Origin of the sequence: Pseudomonas sp. NFACC43 (assembly GCF_900119645.1) — a bacterium.
Classification (GTDB): domain Bacteria; phylum Pseudomonadota; class Gammaproteobacteria; order Pseudomonadales; family Pseudomonadaceae; genus Aquipseudomonas.
Window position 1 is genome coordinate 381,440 of sequence record NZ_FPKK01000002.1, and the last position, 23,244, is coordinate 404,683.

Here is a 23,244-nt window from a genome sequence, read left to right on the forward strand (position 1 = left end):
TTCAATTTGCGTCGCTTCGCTCAGACGTCAGCCCCCTGACGCGCGACGGTCCACTTCCAACCCGCGAGGAGCCAACCGCTACCGGCCATGACCGCTATCGAATCCGCCATCCCCTGTGTCCCGTACCCACCGCGGCTCGACCTGGGGCCACAGCTGACTGGCGAGCAATTGCTCGCTTCGATGCAATCGACCATGCGCCTGCACCAAGGTGGCCCGGTCTGGTTGTTCGCCTACGGTTCGTTGATCTGGCGGCCGGAGTGCACAGCGGTGGAGCGGGTGCGCGGGCGAGTCCATGGTTATCATCGCGGCCTGTATCTATGGTCCCATGAACACCGTGGCACGCCGGAGTTGCCGGGGCTGGTGTTCGGGCTGGACCGCGGCGGTTCGTGCAGCGGTTTCGCTTATCGGTTGCCGCAAGAGAACCTCGAGGACTCGCTGTTTGCCTTATGGCAGCGCGAGATGCCCTTCCCGTCGTATCGGCCCCACTGGCTCAGTTGCCGCCTCGAAAATGGCAACCGGGTGCAGGCGCTGGGATTCGTACTGGAGCGACACCTGCCCAGCTATGCCGGCAACGTGCCGGACCATGTGCTGAACCAGGTGTTCGAAAGTGCGTGTGGGCGTTATGGCACGACCCGCGATTACGTCGAGCAGACCATCCAGGCCCTGCGTAGCCACGCCATGCCAGACCGGAATCTGGAGGCGCGGCTCAAGCGCTGCGGGTCAGTGCGCGATCAGGCCGTCACTTCTCGGCTCTGACTGGCGACTTGCTTGTGCCCCAGGGTGGGCGCGAGGAAGGCCATTGCCAGCAGGCAGGCGCCCACCAGCAGGACAAAACCGCCGTTCCAGCCGAAATGGTCCACGGTATAGCCCATGGCGGCACTGGCCGCGACCGAGCCGCCCAAGTAGCCAAACAGACCGGTGAAGCCGGCAGCGGTGCCAGCGGCTTTCTTTGGTGCCAGCTCCAGCGCCTGCAGGCCGATCAGCATGACCGGGCCATAGATCAGGAAGCCAATGGATACCAGGGCGATCATGTCGACGGTCGGGTTGCCCGCCGGGTTCAGCCAGTACACCAGCGTCGCCACGGTCACCAGCGCCATGAACACCATGCCTGTCAGGCCACGGTTGCCACGGAAGATCTTGTCCGACATCCAGCCGCACAGCAGCGTGCCCGGAATACCTGCCCACTCGTAGAAGAAATACGCCCAGGAGCTCTTGTCCACCGTGAAACCCTTGGCTTCCTTGAGGTAGGTGGGCGCCCAGTCCAGCACACCGTAGCGCAGCAGGTAGACGAACACGTTGGCCAAGGCGATGTACCACAGCATCTTGTTGCGCAGCACGTACTTGACGAAGATTTCCTTGGTGCTGAATTCGTTCTCGTGGCTGGCGTCGTAACCTTCCGGGTAATCGTCCTTGTATTTCTCGATGGGCGGCAGGCCCACCGATTGCGGGGTGTCGCGCATGGTCGCGAAGGCGAACAGCGCAACCATCAGCGCTACGGCCGCCGGGACATAGAACGCAGCGTGCCAGTCATTGAACCAGCCCATTCCCAGCAGGAACAGTGGACCGATCAGACCGCCGCCGACGTTATGCGCAACGTTCCACACCGACACCACGCCACCGCGTTCCTTCTGGGACCACCAGTGCACCATGGTCCGGCCACTGGGCGGCCACCCCATGCCCTGGGCCCAGCCGTTGATGAACAGCAGGATGAACATCATGGTCACGCTGGACGTCGCCCAAGGTGCGAAACCGAAAATAAACATCACCCCCGCAGAGACCAGCAGGCCGAATGGCAGGAAGTAGCGTGGGTTGGAACGGTCGGACACCAGGCCCATGAGGAACTTGGATAATCCATAGGCAATGGCGATGGCCGACATGGCCACGCCCAGCTGCCCGCGGGTATAACCTTCGTCGATCAGGTACGGCATGGCCAGGGAAAAGTTCTTGCGCAGCAGGTAGTAGCCGGCGTAGCCAATGAAGATGCCAGCGAAGATCTGCCAGCGAAGGCGTCGGTAGGTGCTGTCTATTTTTTCTTCAGGCAGAGGTGCCTGATGAGTGGCGGGACGAAAGAAAGCAAACATTCAAGGGCTCCAGATTCTTGTTATGACTGCGGATGCGAATGTTACAGTTTCGTTACCGAAAATAGCATTGCTTCTCATCGCTTAAATAGCAAAAACTTCCCGCAACGAATGTTCTTAAATGAACATGTCGCTCAGATATAAACAGATGGCGTTGTAGGAGATGTCGGCGCAGACCGTTTAGGCGTGATCCGATATCACGCCGCAAAGCTGCTTGAGGAAGGGGGGAGGGGAAAAAGCTCGTCCAGGGCGGCCTGCGCAAATCCGGCCAGGACCGCCCTGGTGCATTCAACGCACTTGCACGACCACCTTGCCAACGGCCTTTCGCTGGCCCAGGTCATTGATGGCCTGGGCGGCCTGGCTCAGGGGGTACACCTGGGAAACCAGCGGCTTGAGCTTGCCTTCGGCGAACCAGCCGAACAGCTGCTGGAAGTTGGCGGCGTTGTCCTGGGGCTGGCGCTGGGCGAAGGAGCCCCAGAACACCCCTACCACGGCGGCGCCCTTGAGCAACGCCAGGTTCACCGGCAACTCGGGGATGCGACCGCTGGCGAACCCCACCACCAGCAGTCGGCCATTCCAGGCGATGGCGCGAATGGCCTGGTCGAACAGGTCCCCACCCACCGGGTCGTAGATCACATCGGCGCCCTGGCCGTCGGTGAGGCGCTTGATTTCATCCTTCAGGCTCGTTTCGCTGTAGTCGATCAATTCGTCGGCGCCCGCGGCCTTGGGCACAGCGAGTTTTTCCGCGCTGCTGGCGGCGGCAATCACCCGGGCGCCCATGGCCTTGCCGATCTCCACCGCGGCCAGGCCGACACCGCCGGAGGCGCCCAGCACCAGCAGGGTTTCGCCGGGTTGCAGGTTGGCTCGCTGCTTGAGGGCGTGCATCGAGGTGCCGTAGGTCATGCTGAATGCCGCGGCGGTGTTGAAGTCCATGGACGATGGAATGGGCAGGACGTTATAGCCCGGCACCGCGACCTGTTCGGCAAAGCTGCCCCAGCCGGTCAGCGCCATGACCCGGTCGCCGACTTTCAAGTGGCTGACCTTTTCGCCCACTTCACGGATGACTCCCGCCGCTTCGCCGCCGGGGGAGAAAGGGAAGGGAGGCTTGAACTGATACTTGCCCTCGATGATCAGCGTGTCAGGGAAATTCACCCCGGCGGCATGCACATCCAGCAACACTTCGTTCTTTTTCGCGACAGGGCTGGCGACTTCTTCCAGCACCAGCGATTCGGCGGGGCCGAATTCTTTGCACAGCACGGCTTTCATCAGGGCTATTCCTTTGGGAGTGTTGGCCGATAAGTGTAGGTGTGAGAGTCAATGGGTCAACGAGCATGCCCTGCCCTGATAGCCGGCCATAAGCTTGTGCTTGAGCGGCGGGGCGGTATGCTGGGCCGCAAACCGGATGAGGAGTCGAATGTGAAAGCGTGGATCATGTTGATGCTGGCCCTGTCGCTGCCTGTGATGGCGACGGCCGAAGAGGCCAAGGAGGCCAAGGAAGGCGAGGCGCCGAAGGTCAGTTACATCACCCTTAGCCCGCCTTTCGTGGGCAACTATGGCCTGGACGGTACGGCGAAGCTCAAGGTCTACAAGGCCGACGTGGCCCTGCGCGTCACGGGCGATGCCGCGGCGGCGGCGGTGAAGGCCAACGAGCCGCTGATCCGTAACCAGCTGGTTGCGCTGTTCGCCCAGCAGACCAGCGAGACGATGAACAACCTTGAAGCCAAGGAAAAGTTGCGTCAGGAAGCGTTGAAGCAGACCCAGCAGGTCATGAACGACGAGACAGGCAAGCCGATGGTGGATGACCTGCTCTTCAACAACCTGATCATCCAGTAGGTCGCTGCATCGCAGCCTCGAGGCACGCGCCGAGAATCGCGCGCGTGGCTCAAGGCCGCATCAAGAGGCCAGGCTCTTGCGGAACCGCCCCAGCGCGATCGCGAAGAACAGCAGCCCGATGGCCGCCAGCGCCAGCAGGTCCGGCCACACCACATCGACGCCAGCGTCACGGAACAGGATCGCCGCCCCCAGGCTGACGAAATGGGTGGACGGCGAGCCCTGCATCACCCACTGCAGCCATTGCGGCATGCTGTCCAGCGGCGTACTGCCGCCGGACAGCAGCAGCATCGGAATAATGACGGGAATCGACAGCAGCCCGAACTGTGGCGTGGAGCGAGCCAGGGTGGCCAGAAAAATACCCAGCGCGGTGCTGGCGAACAGGTAGAGGGCAGTCACTGCCAGGAAGAGTGGCAGGGAGCCGGCGAGGGGCACCCCCAGCGCGAACTTGACGACGACTTCCAGTGAGATCCACGTACACAGGACCACCACCAGCATATTGCTGCAGATTTTCGCCAGCATGATCTCCAGCGCCGTCAATGGCAGCACCAGCAGGTGATCGAGGGTTCCGTGCTCGCGTTCGCGCAGCAGCGCAGTGCCCGTCAGGATGATGGCCAGGATCGTGATGTTATTGACGATCTGGATCACGGCCAGGAACCAGCCGCCTTCCAGGTTGGGGTTGAACAGTGACCGGGTGGCCAGTTTCACGGGCGTTCGCTCAGCCGCTTGCGCCTGGCCGCTGTAGCTCATCAATTCCTGCTGGAAAATCCGCCCGATGTAGCCGGCCCCCATGAAGGCCTGGCTCATGGCCGTGGCATCGACGTTCAGTTGCAGCGCCGGCTCGCGGCCGGCCAGCAGGTCGGTCTGGAAATTGGCGGGCACGTCGATGACAAACGTGTAGCGGCCACTGTCCATGACCTTGTCCAGCTCCCCATAGGGTAGCGCCACCGGTGTCTGGAACTCTGGTGGCTGCAGCGCCTGGGCCAGTTGGCGGGAGAGGTGGCTCTGGTCCTCATCCACCACCGCCACGCTGGCGTTGTGAACGCCGATGACTGAACCTGCGGCCGGCATGTAGATGGCCACGGTGAAGGCGTAGACCAGGAACAGCAGCAGGACCGAGTCATATCTCAGGCTGGTCAATTCCTTGAGTCCGAGGCGCCAGATGTGTGAAAGCGTATGCATCAGGCCTCCTGCTTCTTCAGCATGAGCAGGCTCAGCCCGGTGAATCCCAGGAAGAAGCCGCACAAGGCCAGGCATTGCGGCCACAGCTGGCGCAGGTCCAGGGCCTTGGTGAAGGTGCCGACAGCAATGTCCAGGAAGTAGCCAGCGGGAAACAACTGGCCCATCAGCGCCGCGGAGCCTTCCAGGGACGAGCGCGGCACGATCAGCCCGGAGAACTGGATGGTCGGCAGGCTGGTGATGATCATGGTGCCGAGGATCGCCGCGATCTGGGTGCGGGTGAATGCCGAGATCAGCAACCCCATGCTGGTAGTCGCCAGCACGTAGAGCAGGCCGCCCAATGCCAGTGCCAGGCCACTGCCCTTGAACGGCACGCCGAACAACCAGCGATTCATCGCCGTCAGCAAGGCCAGGTTGATCAGGCTGACAACCAGATAGGGCGCCTGTTTGCCCAGGAGGAACTCCAGGCGGGTCAGTGGTGTGGCGTAGAAGTTGGTAATCGAACCGAGCTCCTTTTCCCGGACGATGCCCAGCGCTGTCAACATGGCCGGGATGAAGGCCAGGATCAGCGCCATGACCCCTGGGCCAATGGCATTCACGCTGACCACGTCCTGGTTGTAGCGAAACCGGGTCTGCAGCTTCGCCCCGGCCTGTGGGTTCAGCGCCGGGCTGCTCTGTTCGGCCAACTGCTCGAGATTGGCTTGATGCACGGCCTGGACGTAGTTACGGCTGGTTTCGGCGCGAAACGGCATGCCTCCGTCCAGCCAGGCGCCGACGGTGGGCTGCCGGCCGGCATACAGGTCACGTCCGAAGCCGGGCGGGATCTCCAGGGCCAGCTTGATTTCCGAGCGTTGCAGGCGTCGATGCAGCTCAGCGGCGTCCCGGATGGCCGGTTGCTCCTCGAAGTAGCGTGAGCTGCGAAAAGCTTCCAGGTAGGCGCGGCTCTGCGGGCTCTGATCCTGGTCGAACACGGCGAATGCGAGTTTTTCCACATCCAGGGAAATGCCGTAGCCGAAGATCACCATCATGAACAGCGCCCCGAGCAAGGCGAATGCCATGCGGACCTTGTCCCGCAGCAGTTCCTTGCCCTCCCGGCTGGCGACGGCCAGCAGCCGACCGAGGCTCAGGCCATGCCGGTCCCGCGGGGCCTCGCTGCTGTCGAGGGTTACCGGGGGAGTGCCTGACTGGGTCTGACCCTGGGCCTGCTCCAGACAAGTGACGAACGCGGCCTCCAAGGTCTGGCCGTTGAACTGTGCCTGCAGGGCTTGCGGCGTATCGCAGGCCAACACCTTGCCGGCGTGCATCAGCGAAATGCGGTCGCAACGCTGGGCTTCGTTCATGAAGTGCGTGGAGAGGAAAATCGTCACGCCTTGTTCGCGAGACAGCTCGATCAGCAATCGCCAGAAATCGTCCCGCGCCGCCGGGTCGACGCCTGATGTCGGTTCGTCCAGGATCAGGACTTCCGGACGGTGCAGCACCGCCACCGCCAGTGACAAGCGTTGGCGCAGGCCCAGGGGCAGGGCGCCGGAAGGCTGGTCGGCGTGGTCCCGCAGCTTGAAGCGCTCGATCAGTTCTTCGATGCGGCTGCCACTTTCGGCCTTGGGCAGGTCGAACAGCCTGGCGTGCAGGGCCAGATTCTGGCGCACGCTCAATTCGCCATACAGTGAAAAGCTCTGAGACATGAAACCTACCCGTTTGCGGGTGGCGAGGTCCCTGGCATCGACCGGGTTGCCCAGCAGCCGGGCGCTGCCTTCGCTGGCGGGCATGAGCCCGGTCAGCACTTTCATGGTGGTGGTCTTGCCGCAACCGTTGGAGCCCAGGAAGCCGAAGATCTCCCCGCGTCCAATCGCGAAGCTGACCTTGTCGACTGCCGTGAAGTCGCCGAAGCGCAAGGTCAGGTCGTGGGCCTCGATGGCGATGTCGGCGGTGTCGCTGTTCCTGGGCGGAATCGCCAACGGCTCGGTGTCGCGACTGCTGTCGCCCTGGAAATGGGTAAACGCCGAGTCGAGCTTGCCGGTGGGTGTGACCGCCGCCAATTCCTTGCTCAATCCCTCGGCCAGCAAGCGACCGTTGTCGAGCATCAGGCAGTGCTCGAACTGCTCGGCCTCTTCCATATAGGCCGTGGCGACCAGCAGGGTCAGTTGCGGCCGTTGTCGGCGTACATCCTCTACCAGTTCCCAGAAGCGGCGCCGGGACAGCGGATCCACGCCAGTGGTGGGTTCGTCGAGAATCAGCAGGTCCGGTTCGTGGATCAGCGCGCAACACAGGCCCAGTTTCTGTTTCATGCCGCCGGACAGCTTGCCCGCCGGGCGGTCGGCAAAGCCCTGCAGATCGGTCGCCAGCAGCAGTTTGCCCATGCGCTGTTCGCACTCGCCCCGGGATAACCCGAACAGCGTGCCGAAGAACCGGACGTTCTCGCGTATCGACAAGTCCGGGTAAAGATTGCCTCCCAGCCCTTGAGGCATGAAGGCGATGCGACGATAGAGGGTGTTGCGATGGCGCCGATCCTCGATCGAGGCGCCCAGTACCTCCAACCGACCCTGCTGGAGCTTCTTCACGCCGGCAATCAGCCCCAGCAGGCTCGACTTGCCTGCCCCGTCCGGGCCGATCAGGCCGCAACGGGTGCCGGCGGGCAGGCTGAAGGCGATGTCGCTCAGGGCGACATGCGGGCCGTAGCGGTGCTCGAGGCCAGAAGCGTGCAGTGCCAGCTCGCCGCCGCTGGCGTTCATTGCAGGTTGGCCGGCCAATCGACGGGGGCCGTGCGCACGTAGCCGGCGCCGGGCATGCCGGGCTTGGCCTGGGGAGCTTCGCCGGGCCGGGTCAGGCGTATCTTGACGCGGAATACCAGTTTCTGGCGTTCGTCGCGGGTTTCGACTTCCTTGGGAGTGAATTGGGATTTGGCCGCCACGAAGCTGACCGTCGCCGGCAGCGGTCGCTCGGGCAGGGCGTCGAGCAACAGCCGCGCCTCGTCCCCCACGGTCAGCTTGCCGGCCACCGACGCCGGCAGATAAAGGTTCATGTACTGGTCGTTCGGATCGATCATCAGCAGCACCCGTCCGCCTGCGCCCAACACTTCGCCGGGTTCGGCCAGGCGCAGCTGGATCACGCCGTCGATGGGCGCGCGCAGGCTGCTGTCGTCTATTTCGCTGGTCAGTTGGGCGACCTGGGCCAGGCTCGCACCGATGGCGGCGACGGCCGCCGATACCTGGGCCCGGGCCGCGTTGACGGCGGCGTTGGCGGTATCGAAGCGGGCTTGCTGCTGGTCGATGGTCTGTTCGCTGGCGTAGCCGCGCTTGAACAGTTCCTGGGTTCGCTTGAGCTCCTGGTGGGCGAGCAGTTGCTCGCTGTGTCGCAGTTGCACGTTGGCCTCGGTGGCCGCCAGGTTCTCCCGGGCCCGCGTCACTTCGGCCTCGGCCTGGTTGCGCTGGGCCTCGAGGGTCCGGGTGTCCATGCGCGCCAGCAACTGGCCCTTGACCACATGGTCGCCTTCATCGACATGGACTTGCGCCAGCCGGCCCGGGGTTTTGCTGGCGATCTGGACTTCGGTGGCCTCGAGGCGACCGTTGCCCACGCTCAGACCCTCCGGCAGGCGATCCTGCCGGGATTTCCAATAGCCGAATCCACCGGCGGCCAGCAACACTGCCATCAGGGCGACGACAAAAAAGCGAGAGAGGTGAGGGGGCGTCGACATGTCCGGCATCCTGCGGCTGTAGCGCTGCAGTCTAGCTGCACAACCCTGGGTCGAGCTTGATATCCATCAACTCATGGCCTGTCAGCGCAGCGCTATGATCGCTGCCCACTGCTCGGGCGTCACCGGCATGACCGACAGGCGCGAGCCTTTGTGCACCAGTGGCATCTCGGCCAGGGCGCTCTGCTGCTTGAGCAAGTCCAGCTTCAGAACGCGGGGGAATGTCTCGACATGGCCCACGTCCAGCGCGCTCCAGGGGTTCTTGTCCGGACCGGCCTTCGGGTCGAAGTAAGGGCTATCGGGTTCCAGGGCCGTAGGGTCGGGATAGGCGGCCTTGACGATTTTTCCGATACCGGCGATTCCGGGTTCGGGGCAGCTGGAGTGGTAAAAGAAAAAGGTGTCGCCCTGGGCCATGGCCCGCAGGAAGTTGCGTGCCTGGTAATTGCGCACGCCATCCCAGCGTGCCTGGCCGAGCTGCTCCAGGCCTCGGATGGACAGTTCGTCGGGCTCGGATTTCATCAGCCAATGGGCCATGGTTTCTACTCCTGGAGACAGGGTTTGAAAAAAGTTCTACGATTTTATGACAAACCGACAGTCGGTTGACGCCAGTGTTTGCGTGTCGGTTCAGGTTGCCGCAAAATGCCGGCCTTCCAAGCTTGACGCTGCTGCACGGCCAATAAGAAAACCGCTGCTGTCATCGTGTGTGATATGCCTTGAGGGGGGCAATCGATGAAACGCAAACCGGATTTGTTGTGGATTCTGGTCATTCTGTTCGGCCTGGGTGTCGTGACCACGGGTTACGCCCAGAGTCTTTGGGCCAGCAAGACCGAAGCGCCGATGGATATCACCCAGCCCGCGCCGTCGCTTAAACGCTGAACCTGCCTTTCGGACGCCGCTGTCCAATGCGGCGTCTATTGCGCGATATACCAGCGCCTGTCACTGACCGTTCCTTGCAGCGGTACGTCCCAACTCGCCTGCGCCAGCCTTTCGACCTTCTGACATTCATGAGCCAGGCCCAGCAACGTCGGCTTTCGCCATTGCTTGCGCCGCGCCAGATAGGCCAGGCTTCGGTCGTAGAATCCACCCCCCATGCCCAGCCGGCCTCCCACATCGTCGAATCCCACCAGTGGCAACAGCACCAGGTCCAATGCCCAGACCTTGCGTTGCCGGGCGATGCTGACATGGGGTTCAAGGATGCGAAAACGGTTGGGGCGCAGTTTCTCGCCGGGGCGGATGCGTTGAAAAACCATCTTGGTGCGAGGCCACGGGCTAAGCACCGGCAGGTAGGTGGCCTTGCCTCGACGCTGGGCGGCGCGCAGCAGCAGGCGCGGGTCGATCTCGCCGTCGTTGGGCAGGTACAGGGCGATATGCCTGGCACGGCGAAACAAGGGGTGCTGGGCCAGTTGCCGATAGAGGCCGCGGGCGGCTTCGCGTTGCTGGGCCGGTGTCAGGGCGCGGCGGGCCTGGCGCAGCAGGCGTCGCAGTTGTGGACGAGGCAGTAGCGCGGGTTCGGTCATGGTCGGTGCTTGGAATGGTTCATGGACGCACAGCGTAACCGTAAACGATGCCACCAGAAATGCCGATGCCAGACACAACAATGCCAGTCTTGATGACTGGCATTGTCTGAAGATTCAGGCTCCCCGGATGAACCGCTGTCGGCTTAGCCCTTGAACCCGAGAGTTCAAGGTGGAAGTTGCAGGAGGCGTTAAGGCTTTCCGTCAAGCGGACATGCACACCGGCCCCAACGTGCAACCCCCGTGGTTGTGCGTATCGGCTCAGGGACATCACCAACTGGCAAGCACCCCAGGGAGTGAGGCGAGTATACCTCAGGCTGTCTCGCGAATCAGCCCTTGCTGACGTCCGGATCGGTGGCCAGTACCAGATCCACCCGTTCGAGCAGGTCGCGGACCTGTTCGCGGGTCGAGCCGCTGATCTGTACCTCGGGCGTATCCTGGCGATGCAAGAGGTCGTGGGTGATGTTCAAGGCGGCCATCACGGCGATGCGGTCGGCACCGATGACTTTGCCGCTGCTGCGGATCTCGCGCATCTTGCCGTCCAGGTAGCGGGCGGCGCTCACCAGGTTGTTGCGCTCTTCCTGGGGGCAGATGATCGAATACTCTTTGTCGAGGATCTGCACGGTAACGCTATTGCTTGAACTCATGAGTCTTGCTCCAGGGCCTTGAGGCGCGAAATCATCGATTCGACCTTACGCCGGGCGATTTCGTTTTTTTCAATGAGGTGCGCGCGTTCCTCGCGCCAGGTCTTTTCCTGAGCTAATAGGAGTCCGTTTTGACGCTTAAGTTGCTCGACCCGGTCAATTAGCAGCTCGAGTCTGGCCATCAGCGCTTGCAGGTCGGTGTCTTCCATTGTGATCCACTGTCTGATGGGGGATGTGGGTCGCACAGCCTTTAATGGTCTTGGCGAGTCTGTCGATGTAGGATACAAGGCCTCCATTCTAGACATAGCGCCGTCTGGCGCCTAGCTGCCCATGCCCATTCAGAATTCCCCGTATCAAGCTTTCGCCACCCTGCTGAGCACCAGCGGCCACCCCGTATCGCCTGCCGAACTGCATGGCCTGTTGCTCGGCCGCAGCTGCGCCGGTGCCGGCTTCGACGCCGAGGGTTGGCTGGCCGACGCCGCCGAGCTGCTGGAAGGCGAGCCGGCGGACAACGTCCGCAATGCTCTCATCGGCCTGCAGGAGATGGTCAAGGGTGAGTTGACCAGCGATGACATGACTGTCGTCCTGCTGCTGCCCACCGACGATGCGCCGCTGGCCGAACGCGCTGCCGCGCTGGGCCAGTGGTGCCAGGGTTTCCTTGCCGGCTTCGGCCTGACTCGCCGCGCCTATGCGCTGAGCGCCGAGGCGAACGAAGTGCTGCAGGACCTGGCGGCGATTTCCCAAGTCCAGGATGCCCTGGAAGAGTCCGATGACGGCGAAAGCGATTACATGGAAGTGATGGAATACCTGCGGGTCGCGCCCCTGTTGCTGTTCACCGAGACCCGGAAAACCGCCGAGCCGGCCGCCAAGCCGTCCTTGCACTGATTGCTGGAAAGGGAAAGCCGTCTGCCCATGATCCATATCCCGAAATCGGAATACAGCCGTCGCCGCAAGGCCCTGATGGCGCAGATGGAACCCAACAGCATCGCCATCCTGCCCGCGGCCGCCGTGGCGATCCGCAATCGCGACGTCGAGCATGTCTATCGCCAGGACAGCGATTTCCAGTACCTCAGCGGGTTCCCCGAGCCTCAGGCGGTGATCGTGCTGATGCCGGGCCGGGTCCATGGCGAATACATCCTGTTCTGCCGCGAGCGCAACGCCGAGCGTGAGTTGTGGGATGGCCTGCGAGCCGGCCAGGAGGGCGCGATCCGTGACTACGGCGCCGACGACGCGTTTCCCATCACCGACATCGACGACATCCTGCCGGGGCTGATAGAAGGCCGCGACCGGGTCTATTCGGCCATGGGCAGCAATCCCGAATTCGACCGGCACCTGATGGAGTGGATCAACGTGATTCGCTCCAAGGCCAACCTCGGCGCCCAGCCGCCGAACGAATTCGTTGCCCTGGATCATCTGCTGCATGACATGCGCCTGTATAAATCGGCGGCGGAAGTAAAGGTCATGCGCGAGGCAGCCCGGATTTCCGCCCGTGCGCATGTGCGGGCGATGCAGGCAGCGCGTCCGGGGCTGTACGAATACAGCCTGGAAGCCGAACTGGATTATGAGTTCCGCAAGGGCGGGGCGAAGATGACGGCCTATGGCTCGATCGTCGCGGCGGGTCGCAATGGTTGCATCCTGCACTACCAGCAGAACGATGCGCTGCTCAAGGATGGCGACCTGGTGTTGATCGACGCCGGTTGTGAAATCGACTGCTACGCCAGTGACATCACGCGGACGTGGCCGGTCAACGGCCGGTTCTCGCCCGAGCAGAAGGCGATCTACGAGCTGGTGCTGGCCGCCCAGGAAGCCGCGTTCGCCGAGATCGCGCCAGACAAGCACTGGAACCAGGCCCATGAAGCGACCGTGCGGGTCATTACCGAAGGGCTGGTGCGCCTGGGGTTGCTGGAGGGGGACGTGGACGAGTTGATCGCCAGCGAAGCCTATCGCACGTTCTATATGCACCGTGCCGGCCATTGGCTGGGCATGGACGTGCACGACGTGGGTGAATACCGGGTCGGTGGCGAGTGGCGGGTGCTGGAAGTCGGCATGACATTGACCGTGGAGCCGGGCATCTACATCGCGCCCGGCAACCGCAGCGTAGCGAAAAAATGGCGCGGCATTGGCGTGCGCATCGAGGACGACGTGGTAGTGACCAAGAACGGCTGTGAAATCCTGACCAGGGATGTACCGAAGACAGTAGCCGAAATCGAGGCCCTGATGGCCGCCGCGCGGACGCAAGCGGCATGAGCCGGGTCAATCTGGCAATCATCGGCGGAGGCCTGGTCGGCGCGAGCCTGGCCCTGGCCCTGCAGGCCGGTGCCAAGGCCCGGGGCTGGACGATCACCCTGATCGAGCCTTTCGCCCCCGGCGACGCCTGGCAGCCGAGCTACGATGCCCGCTCCTCGGCGCTGTCGTTCGGTTCCCGGCAGATCTACCAGCGCCTCGGTCTCTGGCAGGAGGTTTCCCGTCGCGCCGAACCCATCAAGCAGATCCACGTGTCCGATCGCGGGCGGTTTTCCACGGCGCGGCTGTCGGCCATGGAAGAGGGCGTGCCCGCCCTGGGCTACGTGGTGGAAAACGCCTGGCTCGGCCAGTGCCTGTGGCAGGGCCTGGACAGGGACGTAGTGAGCTGGCGGTGCCCGGCGCAGGTCATTCGGATGGAGCCCCTGGCAGGCGGCTACCGCCTGACCCTGGATGATGAAACCACCCTGGAATGCGACCTGGCGGTGTTGGCAGACGGCGGCCGTTCCAATCTGCGGGAGCAGTTGGGCGTAGGCGTGCGGCACCGTCCTTATGACCAGAGCGCGTTGATTGCCAATATCACCCCTGGCGAAGCCCATAACGGCATGGCCTTCGAACGTTTCACCGACGAGGGGCCGATGGCCCTGCTGCCGTTGCCGGAGAACCGCTGCGCACTGGTCTGGACCCGCCAGGGTATGGACGCGCAACGTCTGGCGGCCCTCGACGAGCGCAGTTTCCTGGAGGAACTGCAGGGCGTGTTCGGGTATCGACTGGGCATCCTCAAGCAGGTAGGCGCGCGCCATCTGTATCCGTTGGCGCTGGTGGAGGCCGAAGAGCAGGTGCGCCCGCACCTGGCGATCCTGGGCAATGCTGCCCATAGCCTGCATCCGATCGCCGGGCAGGGGTTCAACCTGTCCTTGCGCGATGCCCAGGCCTTGGCGGACGCCTTGCTCGACAGTGACACCCCGCCAGGGGACTTCGCCGTGTTGCAAGCCTATCGCGAACGCCAGCGGCTGGATCAGAACCTGACGGTCGGGTTCTCCGACCAGGTGACTCGCCTGTTCAGCAGCAGCCTGCCGCTGGTTTCCCTGGGGCGTAACCTGGGCCTGCTGGGCCTCGACCTCTTGCCTGGGGCCAAGCGCTGGTTCGCCCGCCAGGCCATGGGCCTGGGAACGCGGCCCGATGTCTGGAGCGATGTATGAGCGATGCCATGGGCACCAGGCCCGATCAATCTTTCCAAGGGCGGCTGATGTCGCCCGCAGCACAGGCTTGAAGCATGGAATTGCGTGCAGATCTGCTGATTGTCGGCGCCGGTATGGTCGGCAGCGCCCTGGCGCTGGCCTTGCAAGGCAGTGGCCTGCAAGTGTTGCTGGTCGATGGCAGCCCGATGAGTGTCAAACCCTTCGACTCCCAGGCCCCGTTCGAACCCCGGGTCAGTGCCTTGTCGGCGGCCAGCCAGCGGATCCTGGAGCGTCTGGGCGTCTGGGGGGGGATCGCCGCACGGCGTGCCAGCCCGTATACCGATATGCACGTCTGGGACGGTAGCGGTACCGGACAGATCCATTTCTCGGCTGCCAGCCTGCATGCCGACGTACTGGGGCACATCGTGGAAAACCGTGTGGTGCAGGATGCGTTGCTGGACCGGCTGCACGACTGCGACCTGGGCCTGCTGGCCAACGCACGGCTGGAGCAGATGCGCCGCTCCGGTGACGAATGGCTGCTGACCCTGGCCGATGGCCGTACCCTGCGGGCCCCCCTGGTGATCGCCGCCGACGGCGCGAACTCCGCGGTGCGCCGGCTGACGGGGGTAGCCACGCGCGAGTGGGATTATCTGCATCACGCCATCGTCACCAGCGTGCGCAGCGCCCGGCCGCATCGGATGACGGCATGGCAGCGGTTCACCGATAACGGGCCATTGGCGTTCCTGCCCCTGGAGCGCGATGGTCGACACGACTGGTGCTCGATCGTCTGGTCCACCACGCCCGGCGAAGCGCAGCGTTTGATGGCCCTCGATGACGGCACTTTCTGCGGCGAGCTGGAGCGGGCCTTCGAAGGCCAGCTCGGCCAGGTCATCGAGGCCGACCCACGCCTGTGCGTACCGTTGCGTCAACGGCACGCCAAGCGCTACGTGGCCGAAGGCCTGGCGCTGATCGGCGATGCGGCCCACACCATTCACCCCCTGGCGGGCCAAGGGGTCAACCTGGGGTTCCTCGATGCGGCGGTGCTGGCCGAAGTGTTGCTCCAGGCGAGCGGGCGGGGCGAGCGGCTGGCGGACGTCAAGGTGCTGAGTCGCTACGAACGTCGGCGCATGCCCCATAACCTGGCGTTGATGGCGGCGATGGAAGGTTTCGAACGGTTGTTCCAGGCCGATCCGTTGCCGGTGCGCTGGTTGCGCAACACCGGGCTGCGGCTGGTGGACCGGTTGCCCGAGGCCAAGGCGTTGTTCGTACGCGAGGCGCTGGGATTGACCGGGGACTTGCCGGACCTGGCCAAGGCCTGAACGCTGTTGCCCCGACGTGCAACATTTGGAAACGTCTTGGCCCAAGGTTCGATTGTGACGCCAAATGTGAGTCCTTATCATTTGCGCTCGTTCATAATCGAGAGACCGCTACCATGTTGGCATCCAAGCGCCTGCTGTCCGCCCTCGCCCTGACCCTGCTCGGCACCACGGCCGTCCAGGCCGCCGATGAGGTGGTGGTCTACTCCTCGCGTATCGATGAACTGATCAAGCCGGTCTTCGATGCGTACACCAAGAAGACCGGCGTCCCGGTGAAGTTCATCACCGACAAGGAAGCGCCGTTGATGCAACGCATCAAGGCCGAAGGCGAAAACGCCACTGCCGACCTGCTGCTGACCGTCGATGCCGGCAACCTCTGGCAGGCCGAGCAGATGGGCATCCTCCAGCCGTTCACCTCCCCCGTGATCGATGCCAACATCCCGCCCCAGTACCGCGCGTCTTCCCATGCCTGGACAGGCTTGAGCCTGCGGGCGCGGACCATTGCCTATTCCACCGAGCGGGTCAAACCCGGCGAGCTGACTACGTATGAAGCCCTGGCAGGCGATGAGTGGGAAGGCCGCCTGTGCCTGCGCACCTCGAAGAAGGTCTACAACCAGTCCCTGACCGCCACCCTGATCGAAACCCACGGTGCCGAAAAAACCGAGCAGATCCTCAAGGGCTGGGTCCGCAACCTGTCCACGGATGTGTTCTCCGACGATACCGCGTTGCTGGAGGCCATCAATGCCGGGCAGTGCGATGTCGGCATCGTCAACACCTACTACTTCGGTCGCCTGCACCAGCAGAAACCGGACTTGAAGGTGAAACTGTTCTGGCCCAACCAGGCAGACCGTGGGGTGCACATCAACCTCTCGGGTATCGGCCTGACCAAGTACGCGCCGCATCCGGAGGCGGCGAAGAAGCTGGTGGAGTGGATGACCACGCCCGAAGCCCAGAGCATCTTTGCCGACATCAACCAGGAATTCCCGGCCAACCCGAACGTGCAGCCGTCCAAGGAAGTGGCTGCCTGGGGCCCGTTCAAGGCAGACACCCTGCCGGTGGAAGTGGCGGGCAAGCGTCAGGCCGAAGCCATTCGCATGATGGACCGCGCTGGCTGGAACTGATCACCGGCCAGGCTCTGTGACGAGGGAGTCGATTCCTGCGGGGCGAAGCGATCCGGATACGAGCGCCGCTTGGAGAGGCACATCGCGACGCATGCCTGGAAAGCCAACCGAAGGCGCCCCCTCATCACCACATGTCCTGTGCGGCTGAATGGCTGCGTCATAGAATAAGTGCCCACGCAAAACGTGGGCACAGTCATTTGAACGAGAATCCCCCTTGACCCACCCTGTCCAACGCCGCTGGTACCCCCTGGTCTTCGTCATCGCCGCGTTGGTCCTGCTGCCCCTGAGTGTCCTGCTGCTTTCCTGGCAGAGCATTGACTGGCAGATCTGGTCCCATCTCTGGGACACCCAGATGCCACGTCTGCTGGGCAACACGTTGACGTTGATCATCGGTGTGGGGGTGGGTGTCACCTTGCTGGGGGTCAGCCTTGCCTGGCTCACCAGCCTCTGCGAATTTCCCGGCCGACGTTGGCTCGACTGGGCGTTGATGTTGCCATTCGCGATCCCTGCCTATGTGTTGGCCTTTGTTTTCGTCGGCCTGCTGGATTTTGCCGGCCCGGTGCAGACCTTGCTGCGCGAAGGGTTCGGCAGTGGCCTGCGCCTGCCTCGGGTGCGCTCCACCGGCGGGGTGATCCTGGTGCTGGTGCTGGTGTTCTATCCCTATGTATATCTGCTGGCGCGAAGCGCGTTCCTGGCCCAGGGCAAGGGCTTGATGGAGGCGGCCCGGGTGCTGGGCCAATCGCCCTGGCAGGCCTTCTGGAGAGTGGCGCTGCCGATGGCCCGGCCAGCCATCGGAGCCGGCGTGGCACTGGCGTTGATGGAGACACTGGCGGATTTCGGCGCGGTGTCGGTGTTCAACTTCGACACGTTCACCACCGCCATCTACAAGACCTGGTACGGCTTCTTCAGCCTCTCCAGTGCGGCGCAATTAGCCAGCCTGCTGTTGCTGGCGGTGATGCTGGTGCTTTACGGCGAACGTCGCGCCCGGGGTGCCCAGCGGGCCAGCAACGAGCGGCCCAGGGTCAAGGCTCTGTACCACCTGCGGGGAGTCAAGGCCGTGGCGGCCAGTGGCTGGTGCCTGCTGGTGTTCGCCTGTGCTTTCATCATTCCAGTACTGCAACTGGTGGTGTGGTTCTGGCAGCGGGGGCGCTTCGACCTGGATGAGCGCTATGCCGGGTTGATCCTCCACACACTTTACCTGGGTAGCCTGGCGGCACTGGTCACCGTGTGTGTGGCGCTGCTGCTGGCTTTCGCCCGCCGCCTGGCGCCAACCCGTACGATCCGGGCCGGCGTGGGCCTGGCGAACCTGGGGTACGCCTTGCCGGGTTCGGTACTGGCAGTGTCGATCATGCTTGCGTTCAGCTACCTGGATCGGGAGCTGGTCATACCGTTGTCGACCCTGCTTGGCGGTGCGGGCCAGCCGTTGTTGCTGGGCAGCCTGTCGGCCCTGTTGCTGGCGTACCTGGTGCGCTTCCTGGCGGTGGCATACGGCCCGCTGGAAAGCAGCCTGGGACGAATCCGTCCTTCACTGCCCGAAGCTGCACGCAGTCTTGGGGTCAGTGGCCCAAGACTGTTTTTCAAAGTGTATCTGCCCTTGCTGCTGCCCGGCACCTTGAGTGCGGCGTTGCTGGTGTTCGTGGATGTCCTCAAGGAAATGCCCGCGACCCTGCTGATGCGCCCGTTCGGCTGGGACACGCTGGCGGTGCGGATCTTCGAGATGACCAGCGAGGGGGAGTGGGCGCGGGCCGCTTTGCCGGCGTTGACCCTGGTGCTGGTGGGGCTGTTGCCGGTCATCGGATTGATACGTCGTTCGGCACGCTAGGCCCTGTCTGAAAAGCCTTGATACTCGTTCATGCTGCGTTGAAAACGCCGGCTCGTGCGCGAGTCCGATCGCAATGCTCATTTACTCCAGTAAAGTCGAGCGCGACCCCGGCCGTTCCTCGCCGGTTTTCGCCCTGCCTGACCTTAGTCTCAAGACTTTTCAAACAGAGCCTAGCGGTCGCAGGTGCCAGTCTACTGTCATGCGGCTACAATGCGCGGCATTCGGTGCGGTCTGTCTGTCAGACCGGGTAACTGAGAGCGGCTGAAAATACTCTTCGGCGTTCGCGCTGTGCAGTGCCCGTCCGCATCTTCGCCAAGCCCGGAAGGAGAAACCCATGGGACAGCGTACGCCTCTGTATGACCTTCATCTCGCCCTTGGCGCGAAGATGGTCGATTTTGGCGGTTGGGATATGCCCTTGCATTACGGTTCGCAAGTCGAGGAGCACCATCAGGTGCGTCGCGACTGCGGGGTGTTCGACGTATCCCACATGACCGTGATCGATGTCGACGGTCCCCAGGCCAAGGCCTGGCTGCAACGCCTGCTCGCCAACGACGTGGACCGCTTGCAGCAAACGGGGCGTGCCCTCTACAGCGCCATGCTCAACGAACGCGGCGGCATCGTCGACGACATGATCATCTATCGGATCGAGGACAGTTACCGTCTGGTCTTCAATGCCTCGACCCGCGACCAGGACCTGGCCTGGATGCAGGCGCAGCTCGGCGGATATGACGTGCAATTGCGCGAACGTCCCGAGCTGGCGATGCTGGCGATCCAGGGGCCCCAGGCCCGGCACAAGATTGCCGAGCTGGTCACTCAATCACGTGGCCAGTTGATCCAGCAGCTCAAGCCTTTCGAAGGGCGCGCCGACGGTGACTGGTTCATCGCCCGCACCGGCTACACCGGTGAGGATGGCCTGGAAATTGTCCTGCCTGCCCACGAAGCGCCAAGTTTCTTCAACGACCTGGTGGGCGCCGGTATTTCTCCCATAGGCCTCGGCGCCCGGGACACCCTGCGCCTGGAGGCCGGCATGAACCTCTACGGTCAGGACATTCACCAGGACATTTCCCCGCTGGCCTCGAACATGGCCTGGAGCATTGCCTGGGAGCCGGCGAGCCGTCAGTTCATCGGGCGCGCGGCGCTGGAAGCCGAGCTGGCCGCAGGCGTGCAGCATAAACTGGTCGGCCTGGTGCTGGAGGAACGCGGCGTCCTGCGTGCCCATCAGGTGGTACGCATCGCCGATGTTGGCGAAGGGGAGATCACCAGTGGTAGTTTTTCTCCTACGCTTAGCAAGTCAATCGCCCTGGCACGCGTTCCGATGGCCACCGCCGACCGTGCCGAGGTGGAAATTCGCGGTAAGTGGTACCCGGTACGGGTGGTCAAGCCGACCTTCGTCCGCCATGGCAAAACCCTGATCTAACCTTTTGCTGGCCATTGGCCGCTGACACTTCTCTAGAGGACACAGAATATGAGCGACATCCCTGCCGAACTGCGTTTTGCCGAAAGTCACGAGTGGGCGCGCCTGGAGGCTGACGGTAGCGTCACCGTGGGTATTTCCGATCACGCTCAGGAGGCACTGGGTGATGTCGTGTTCATCGAGCTGCCGGAGCTTGGCAAAGAATTGGCGGCCGGTGATGCGGCAGGGGTGGTGGAATCGGTGAAGGCAGCTTCGGACATCTATTCGCCCGTGTCGGGTGAAGTCGTTGCAGTCAACGAAGCCCTGGGTGACGAGCCGGAAGCGCTGAACAATACGCCCTACGAATCGTGGATCTTCAAGATCAAGCCTTCCGATGCAGATGCCGACCTGGGCAAATTACTGGATGCGGCGGGTTACAAAGCCGCTATCGGCGAATAACCGCGCCCACAGGATGGTCGATGTTGACATCGACTTTTCTCAGCCCAAAAAAAAGCCGCTCGATCGAGCGGCTTTTTTTTGGCGTTGAATCAGTCCTGGGCGATGGCGTTTTTCGCCAGGATCGCGTTGGCCAGTTCCATGTCGCTGGCCTGCAGGCCAGGGTTGTCGGCACGGACTTTCTGCATGGCCGCTTCCAGGTATGGGCCGCGGATGTTGCCGTCACTGGCGACGAAGCTGCCGGCGTCGTCCTGGGCGGCGACGATCAGCTTGTTGTCCTTGAACGTCAGGTAGGTGGAACCGGTGGTCGCACCGGATGAAATGACGTTACGCCAAAACGTGTCGGCCATCGCCGAGCCAACAGGAAGAGACAGCAAGGCCAGGGTCGCGACAGCAAGTTTGAGACGCATGATAGGTGACTCCACAGGGTTAACTATGACTTTGGATTACCTGCGCCTCGATTCAGTTCCGTGACTGCCTGGTCAGGTATCGCCGAACTCATTTCTGTTCGCTTTGCGGCGTCACCCGGAGCACTTCCTCCACGGTCGTCAGCCCGGCGGCGACCTTCTGGGCGCCGGACAGTCGCAAGCTGCGCATACCTTCTTTGAAGGCCTGGCGACGCACCGCCAGCAGGTCGGTGTCGGCGTGGATGAGCCCCTTGATGCTGTCGCTCAATTGAAGAATTTCATACACCCCGGCGCGCCCGCGATAGCCGGTGTCGCGACACTCCAGGCAGCCGACGGCCTGCTGGGCGTTGCTGGGCAGCGGGGCTTGCCAGGGGCGCGTCAGGGTTTGCCAGTCGTCCTCGTCCAGGGCCAGGGGGGCCTTGCAATGGGGACACAACGTGCGCACCAGGCGCTGGGCCATGACCCCCAGTACCGTGGCCTTGATGAGGTAATGGGGCACGCCGAGTTCCAGCAGGCGGCTGATGGCGCTGGGGGCGTCGTTGGTGTGCAACGTCGAGAGCACGAGGTGTCCGGTGAGCGCGGCCTGGATCGCCATCTCGGCGGTTTCCAGGTCGCGGATCTCGCCGATCATGATGATGTCCGGGTCCTGGCGCATCAGCGCCCGGACTCCGGCGGCGAAGCTCAGGTCGATGTTGTGCTGCACCTGCATCTGGTTGAAGGAGGCCTCGACCATTTCGATCGGATCCTCGATGGTGCAGAGATTCACCTCAGGTGTCGCCAGCTTCTTGAGGGTGGTGTAGAGGGTGGTGGTCTTGCCGGACCCGGTGGGGCCGGTCACCAGGACGATGCCGTTGGGCTGGCGGGTCATGTCCTGCCAGCGCCGCAGGTCATCGGCGGAAAAGCCGAGCTGGTCGAAGTCCTTGAGCAGCACTTCCGGGTCGAAGATCCGCATGACCATCTTTTCGCCGAAGGCCGTGGGCAGTGTCGACAGGCGCAATTCCACCTCGCCGCCGTCCGGGGTCTTGGTCTTGACCCGGCCGTCCTGAGGCTTGCGCTTTTCCGCGACGTTCATTCGCCCCAGGTTCTTGAGGCGACTGATGATCGCCATCGTCACCTGCGGCGGGAACTGGTAGACGGTGTGCAGCACCCCGTCGATGCGAAACCGCACCGTCCCCTGTTCGCGACGTGGTTCGATGTGGATATCGCTGGCACGTTGCTGGAAGGCGTACTGGAACAGCCAGTCGACGATATTGACGATGTGCGCGTCGTTGGCGTCCGGCTCCTGGTCGCTGGCGCCAAGGTTGAGCAGTTGCTCGAAGTTGCTCAGGTTGCTCGGTTGCTGGTCGGTCGTGCTGGCACCGCTGACCGATTTGGCGAGGCGGTAGAACTCCACGCTCAGGCGCTGGATATCCACGGGGTTGGCCACCACTCGCTTGATCGGCAGCTTGAGGACGTGGGTCAGGTCCGATTCCCAGCTCCTGACGTACGGCTGGGCGCTGGCGACGGTGACCGCGTCGCGATCGACCGCCACCGCCAGGATCTTGTGGCGCTGGGCGAAGGCGTAGGACATCAGGGGCGTGACGGCCGCGACGTTGATCTTCAGCGGGTCGATGCGCAGGTAGGGTTGGCCGGCCTGCTGGGACAGCCACAGGGTCAGGCTTTCCAGGTCGAGTCGCTTGCCTGGGCGGCTCAGGTCGTCCAGGTGCTGGTTGGCGATGAACTCCAGCGGATGCAACTGGGCATTGGCACCGTGGCGCCGCCGGGCGTTGAGCGCGGTCTCGGCCGAGTCCTGGCTGATGAAGCCCTGGGCGACCAGTTGGCGCAGCAGATCGTTGAGGTCCAGCCAGCGGTCCTGAGTGGCGTGTTTGGTGGACATGCGGGTTTCCTATTGGACAAATTCAGCAAAGCCGCGATGTAGACGCTTCGGCGCCTTCCCGGTCTGCAAAAGGATAGTCCCGACCCCATGCACCGTTGGGCCACTATTCGACCAATGCGTTTCAATTTCCTGCTCCGGCGTTCTTCAGCCGCTGGCCTGGACCGGTTCGACCCATGTTTCGTCGATGTTTTGCAGGTCCACCGAGCACACGCTGATCAGGTTGCGCAATTTTTCCGCGATGACCTGGGCACGGTGCCAGCTCAGTCCATCCATCAAGACCTCCATGCTCAGCAGATCATCCTCGCATTCGACATGGACCTGTTGCGGTGTCAGGCCTTGCAGTGCGAACAGGTTCAGGGCGCGACACAACACATCGGCCTCGGCTTCGGCCAGCAACCGGTACCACGCGCGGCAATGGGCATTGGCGTGGTGCCAGGCGTCGGTACGAGATGGCGCGGCGATGACGGCGTCGAAAGAAGGCATGTTCTATCTCCAGAA

At 63.2% G+C, this 23,244-nt stretch carries 23 protein-coding genes and 1 other RNA gene; 11 read left to right on the plus strand and 13 right to left on the minus strand.

What is annotated here, in order from left to right; translation table 11 throughout:
• The first annotated feature begins 87 nt into the window (after window positions 1-87).
• Window positions 88-756 (plus strand): gamma-glutamylcyclotransferase, encoded by a 669-nt coding sequence (locus tag BT179_RS05645; RefSeq protein WP_072430928.1) that lies wholly within the window; start codon window positions 88-90, stop codon window positions 754-756.
• Here BT179_RS05645 and glpT read toward each other — a convergent pair.
• The gene (glpT, locus tag BT179_RS05650; protein ID WP_072390475.1) at window positions 732-2,081 is read right to left on the minus strand and encodes a glycerol-3-phosphate transporter; all 1,350 of its coding nucleotides are present in this window, start codon (window positions 2,079-2,081) and stop codon (window positions 732-734) included. The genes BT179_RS05645 and glpT overlap by 25 nt on opposite strands.
• 285 nt (window positions 2,082-2,366) lie before the next feature.
• Window positions 2,367-3,344, minus strand: coding sequence for an NADPH:quinone oxidoreductase family protein (locus tag BT179_RS05655; RefSeq protein ID WP_072430927.1), 978 nt, complete (start codon window positions 3,342-3,344; stop codon window positions 2,367-2,369).
• Between the two features lie 150 nt (window positions 3,345-3,494).
• On the opposite strand from BT179_RS05655, the gene BT179_RS05660 reads away from it, so the two are divergent.
• Complete coding sequence (locus BT179_RS05660; RefSeq protein ID WP_072390879.1) at window positions 3,495-3,911, plus strand: flagellar basal body-associated protein FliL; 417 nt, start codon at window positions 3,495-3,497, stop codon at window positions 3,909-3,911.
• 60 nt (window positions 3,912-3,971) lie between these two features.
• Here BT179_RS05660 and BT179_RS05665 read toward each other — a convergent pair whose 3' ends face one another.
• The 4 genes from BT179_RS05665 to BT179_RS05680 all read right to left on the minus strand — a co-directional run bounded on the left by BT179_RS05665 (window position 3,972) and on the right by BT179_RS05680 (window position 9,309).
• The gene (locus BT179_RS05665; protein WP_072390469.1) at window positions 3,972-5,090 is read right to left on the minus strand and encodes an ABC transporter permease; all 1,119 of its coding nucleotides are present in this window, start codon (window positions 5,088-5,090) and stop codon (window positions 3,972-3,974) included.
• Window positions 5,090-7,816, minus strand: coding sequence for a ribosome-associated ATPase/putative transporter RbbA (gene rbbA / locus BT179_RS05670; RefSeq protein ID WP_072430926.1), 2,727 nt, complete (start codon window positions 7,814-7,816; stop codon window positions 5,090-5,092). The genes BT179_RS05665 and rbbA overlap by 1 nt, the downstream gene beginning before the upstream one ends.
• Window positions 7,813-8,778, minus strand: coding sequence for an HlyD family secretion protein (locus BT179_RS05675; protein WP_072430925.1), 966 nt, complete (start codon window positions 8,776-8,778; stop codon window positions 7,813-7,815). The genes rbbA and BT179_RS05675 overlap by 4 nt, the downstream gene beginning before the upstream one ends.
• Before the next feature lie 81 nt (window positions 8,779-8,859).
• Window positions 8,860-9,309 carry an EVE domain-containing protein gene (locus BT179_RS05680; RefSeq protein WP_072390460.1) on the minus strand — a complete coding sequence of 150 codons (450 nt, stop codon included), beginning with the start codon at window positions 9,307-9,309 and terminating at the stop codon, window positions 8,860-8,862.
• A gap of 195 nt (window positions 9,310-9,504) precedes the next feature.
• Between BT179_RS05680 and BT179_RS26710 the strand changes: the two genes are divergently transcribed.
• Window positions 9,505-9,651: a hypothetical protein gene (locus tag BT179_RS26710; RefSeq protein ID WP_092179885.1), complete on the plus strand. Its 147-nt coding sequence runs from the start codon at window positions 9,505-9,507 to the stop codon at window positions 9,649-9,651.
• Between the two features lie 35 nt (window positions 9,652-9,686).
• On the opposite strand, the gene BT179_RS05685 is transcribed toward BT179_RS26710, so the two are convergent.
• The 4 genes from BT179_RS05685 to BT179_RS05700 form a co-directional block, all read right to left on the minus strand.
• Window positions 9,687-10,292, minus strand: coding sequence for a 5-formyltetrahydrofolate cyclo-ligase (locus BT179_RS05685; RefSeq protein WP_072390457.1), 606 nt, complete (start codon window positions 10,290-10,292; stop codon window positions 9,687-9,689).
• A 116-nt stretch (window positions 10,293-10,408) separates the two neighbouring features.
• A non-coding RNA gene (ssrS, locus tag BT179_RS05690) (6S RNA) lies at window positions 10,409-10,588 on the minus strand.
• A gap of 30 nt (window positions 10,589-10,618) precedes the next feature.
• Window positions 10,619-10,936 carry a cell division protein ZapA gene (locus BT179_RS05695; protein WP_072390454.1) on the minus strand — a complete coding sequence of 106 codons (318 nt, stop codon included), beginning with the start codon at window positions 10,934-10,936 and terminating at the stop codon, window positions 10,619-10,621.
• A complete protein-coding gene (locus BT179_RS05700) occupies window positions 10,933-11,142 on the minus strand; it encodes a TIGR02449 family protein (RefSeq protein ID WP_017845111.1) in 210 nt (69 codons plus the stop codon). The genes BT179_RS05695 and BT179_RS05700 overlap by 4 nt, the downstream gene beginning before the upstream one ends.
• Window positions 11,143-11,263: 121 nt before the next feature.
• On the opposite strand from BT179_RS05700, the gene BT179_RS05705 reads away from it, so the two are divergent.
• From BT179_RS05705 to gcvH, 8 genes are all read left to right on the plus strand, one after another.
• Window positions 11,264-11,818 carry a YecA/YgfB family protein gene (locus BT179_RS05705; RefSeq protein WP_072390451.1) on the plus strand — a complete coding sequence of 185 codons (555 nt, stop codon included), beginning with the start codon at window positions 11,264-11,266 and terminating at the stop codon, window positions 11,816-11,818.
• Between the two features lie 27 nt (window positions 11,819-11,845).
• A complete protein-coding gene (gene pepP / locus BT179_RS05710) occupies window positions 11,846-13,180 on the plus strand; it encodes a Xaa-Pro aminopeptidase (RefSeq protein WP_072390448.1) in 1,335 nt (444 codons plus the stop codon).
• Entirely contained in the window at window positions 13,177-14,376 is a 1,200-nt protein-coding gene (gene ubiH, locus BT179_RS05715) for a 2-octaprenyl-6-methoxyphenyl hydroxylase (protein ID WP_072390445.1), read from the plus strand. The genes pepP and ubiH overlap by 4 nt, the downstream gene beginning before the upstream one ends.
• Before the next feature lie 80 nt (window positions 14,377-14,456).
• Window positions 14,457-15,674, plus strand: coding sequence for a 2-octaprenyl-3-methyl-6-methoxy-1,4-benzoquinol hydroxylase (locus BT179_RS05720; protein ID WP_172834653.1), 1,218 nt, complete (start codon window positions 14,457-14,459; stop codon window positions 15,672-15,674).
• 113 nt (window positions 15,675-15,787) lie between these two features.
• The gene (locus BT179_RS05725; RefSeq protein WP_072430923.1) at window positions 15,788-16,792 is read left to right on the plus strand and encodes an extracellular solute-binding protein; all 1,005 of its coding nucleotides are present in this window, start codon (window positions 15,788-15,790) and stop codon (window positions 16,790-16,792) included.
• Window positions 16,793-17,006: 214 nt separating this feature from the next.
• Window positions 17,007-18,614: an ABC transporter permease gene (locus BT179_RS05730; protein WP_072430922.1), complete on the plus strand. Its 1,608-nt coding sequence runs from the start codon at window positions 17,007-17,009 to the stop codon at window positions 18,612-18,614.
• A gap of 334 nt (window positions 18,615-18,948) precedes the next feature.
• A complete protein-coding gene (gcvT, locus tag BT179_RS05735) occupies window positions 18,949-20,031 on the plus strand; it encodes a glycine cleavage system aminomethyltransferase GcvT (RefSeq protein WP_072390433.1) in 1,083 nt (360 codons plus the stop codon).
• Window positions 20,032-20,079: 48 nt separating this feature from the next.
• The gene (gene gcvH / locus BT179_RS05740) at window positions 20,080-20,466 is read left to right on the plus strand and encodes a glycine cleavage system protein GcvH (RefSeq protein WP_072390428.1); all 387 of its coding nucleotides are present in this window, start codon (window positions 20,080-20,082) and stop codon (window positions 20,464-20,466) included.
• Between the two features lie 89 nt (window positions 20,467-20,555).
• On the opposite strand, the gene BT179_RS05745 is transcribed toward gcvH, so the two are convergent.
• The 3 genes from BT179_RS05745 to BT179_RS05755 all read right to left on the minus strand — a co-directional run bounded on the left by BT179_RS05745 (window position 20,556) and on the right by BT179_RS05755 (window position 23,229).
• Window positions 20,556-20,876 carry a DUF2388 domain-containing protein gene (locus BT179_RS05745; protein WP_172834654.1) on the minus strand — a complete coding sequence of 107 codons (321 nt, stop codon included), beginning with the start codon at window positions 20,874-20,876 and terminating at the stop codon, window positions 20,556-20,558.
• A gap of 85 nt (window positions 20,877-20,961) precedes the next feature.
• Window positions 20,962-22,746 carry a type IV pilus assembly ATPase TfpB gene (locus BT179_RS05750; RefSeq protein ID WP_072390422.1) on the minus strand — a complete coding sequence of 595 codons (1,785 nt, stop codon included), beginning with the start codon at window positions 22,744-22,746 and terminating at the stop codon, window positions 20,962-20,964.
• Between the two features lie 144 nt (window positions 22,747-22,890).
• Entirely contained in the window at window positions 22,891-23,229 is a 339-nt protein-coding gene (locus BT179_RS05755; protein ID WP_072430921.1) for a hypothetical protein, read from the minus strand.
• Window positions 23,230-23,244 lie beyond the last annotated feature (15 nt).

Coding starts and splice junctions, on each gene's coding strand:
- BT179_RS05645 (WP_072430928.1), top strand. CDS start 88: ATGACCGCTATCGAATCCGCCATCCCCTGTGTCCCGTACCCACCGCGG.
- glpT (WP_072390475.1), bottom strand. CDS start 2,081: ATGTTTGCTTTCTTTCGTCCCGCCACTCATCAGGCACCTCTGCCTGAA.
- BT179_RS05655 (WP_072430927.1), bottom strand. CDS start 3,344: ATGAAAGCCGTGCTGTGCAAAGAATTCGGCCCCGCCGAATCGCTGGTG.
- BT179_RS05665 (WP_072390469.1), bottom strand. CDS start 5,090: ATGCATACGCTTTCACACATCTGGCGCCTCGGACTCAAGGAATTGACC.
- rbbA (WP_072430926.1), bottom strand. CDS start 7,816: ATGAACGCCAGCGGCGGCGAGCTGGCACTGCACGCTTCTGGCCTCGAG.
- BT179_RS05675 (WP_072430925.1), bottom strand. CDS start 8,778: ATGTCGACGCCCCCTCACCTCTCTCGCTTTTTTGTCGTCGCCCTGATG.
- BT179_RS05680 (WP_072390460.1), bottom strand. CDS start 9,309: ATGGCCCATTGGCTGATGAAATCCGAGCCCGACGAACTGTCCATCCGA.
- BT179_RS26710 (WP_092179885.1), top strand. CDS start 9,505: ATGAAACGCAAACCGGATTTGTTGTGGATTCTGGTCATTCTGTTCGGC.
- BT179_RS05685 (WP_072390457.1), bottom strand. CDS start 10,292: ATGACCGAACCCGCGCTACTGCCTCGTCCACAACTGCGACGCCTGCTG.
- BT179_RS05695 (WP_072390454.1), bottom strand. CDS start 10,936: ATGAGTTCAAGCAATAGCGTTACCGTGCAGATCCTCGACAAAGAGTAT.
- BT179_RS05700 (WP_017845111.1), bottom strand. CDS start 11,142: ATGGAAGACACCGACCTGCAAGCGCTGATGGCCAGACTCGAGCTGCTA.
- BT179_RS05705 (WP_072390451.1), top strand. CDS start 11,264: ATGCCCATTCAGAATTCCCCGTATCAAGCTTTCGCCACCCTGCTGAGC.
- pepP (WP_072390448.1), top strand. CDS start 11,846: ATGATCCATATCCCGAAATCGGAATACAGCCGTCGCCGCAAGGCCCTG.
- ubiH (WP_072390445.1), top strand. CDS start 13,177: ATGAGCCGGGTCAATCTGGCAATCATCGGCGGAGGCCTGGTCGGCGCG.
- BT179_RS05725 (WP_072430923.1), top strand. CDS start 15,788: ATGTTGGCATCCAAGCGCCTGCTGTCCGCCCTCGCCCTGACCCTGCTC.
- gcvT (WP_072390433.1), top strand. CDS start 18,949: ATGGGACAGCGTACGCCTCTGTATGACCTTCATCTCGCCCTTGGCGCG.
- gcvH (WP_072390428.1), top strand. CDS start 20,080: ATGAGCGACATCCCTGCCGAACTGCGTTTTGCCGAAAGTCACGAGTGG.
- BT179_RS05750 (WP_072390422.1), bottom strand. CDS start 22,746: ATGTCCACCAAACACGCCACTCAGGACCGCTGGCTGGACCTCAACGAT.
- BT179_RS05755 (WP_072430921.1), bottom strand. CDS start 23,229: ATGCCTTCTTTCGACGCCGTCATCGCCGCGCCATCTCGTACCGACGCC.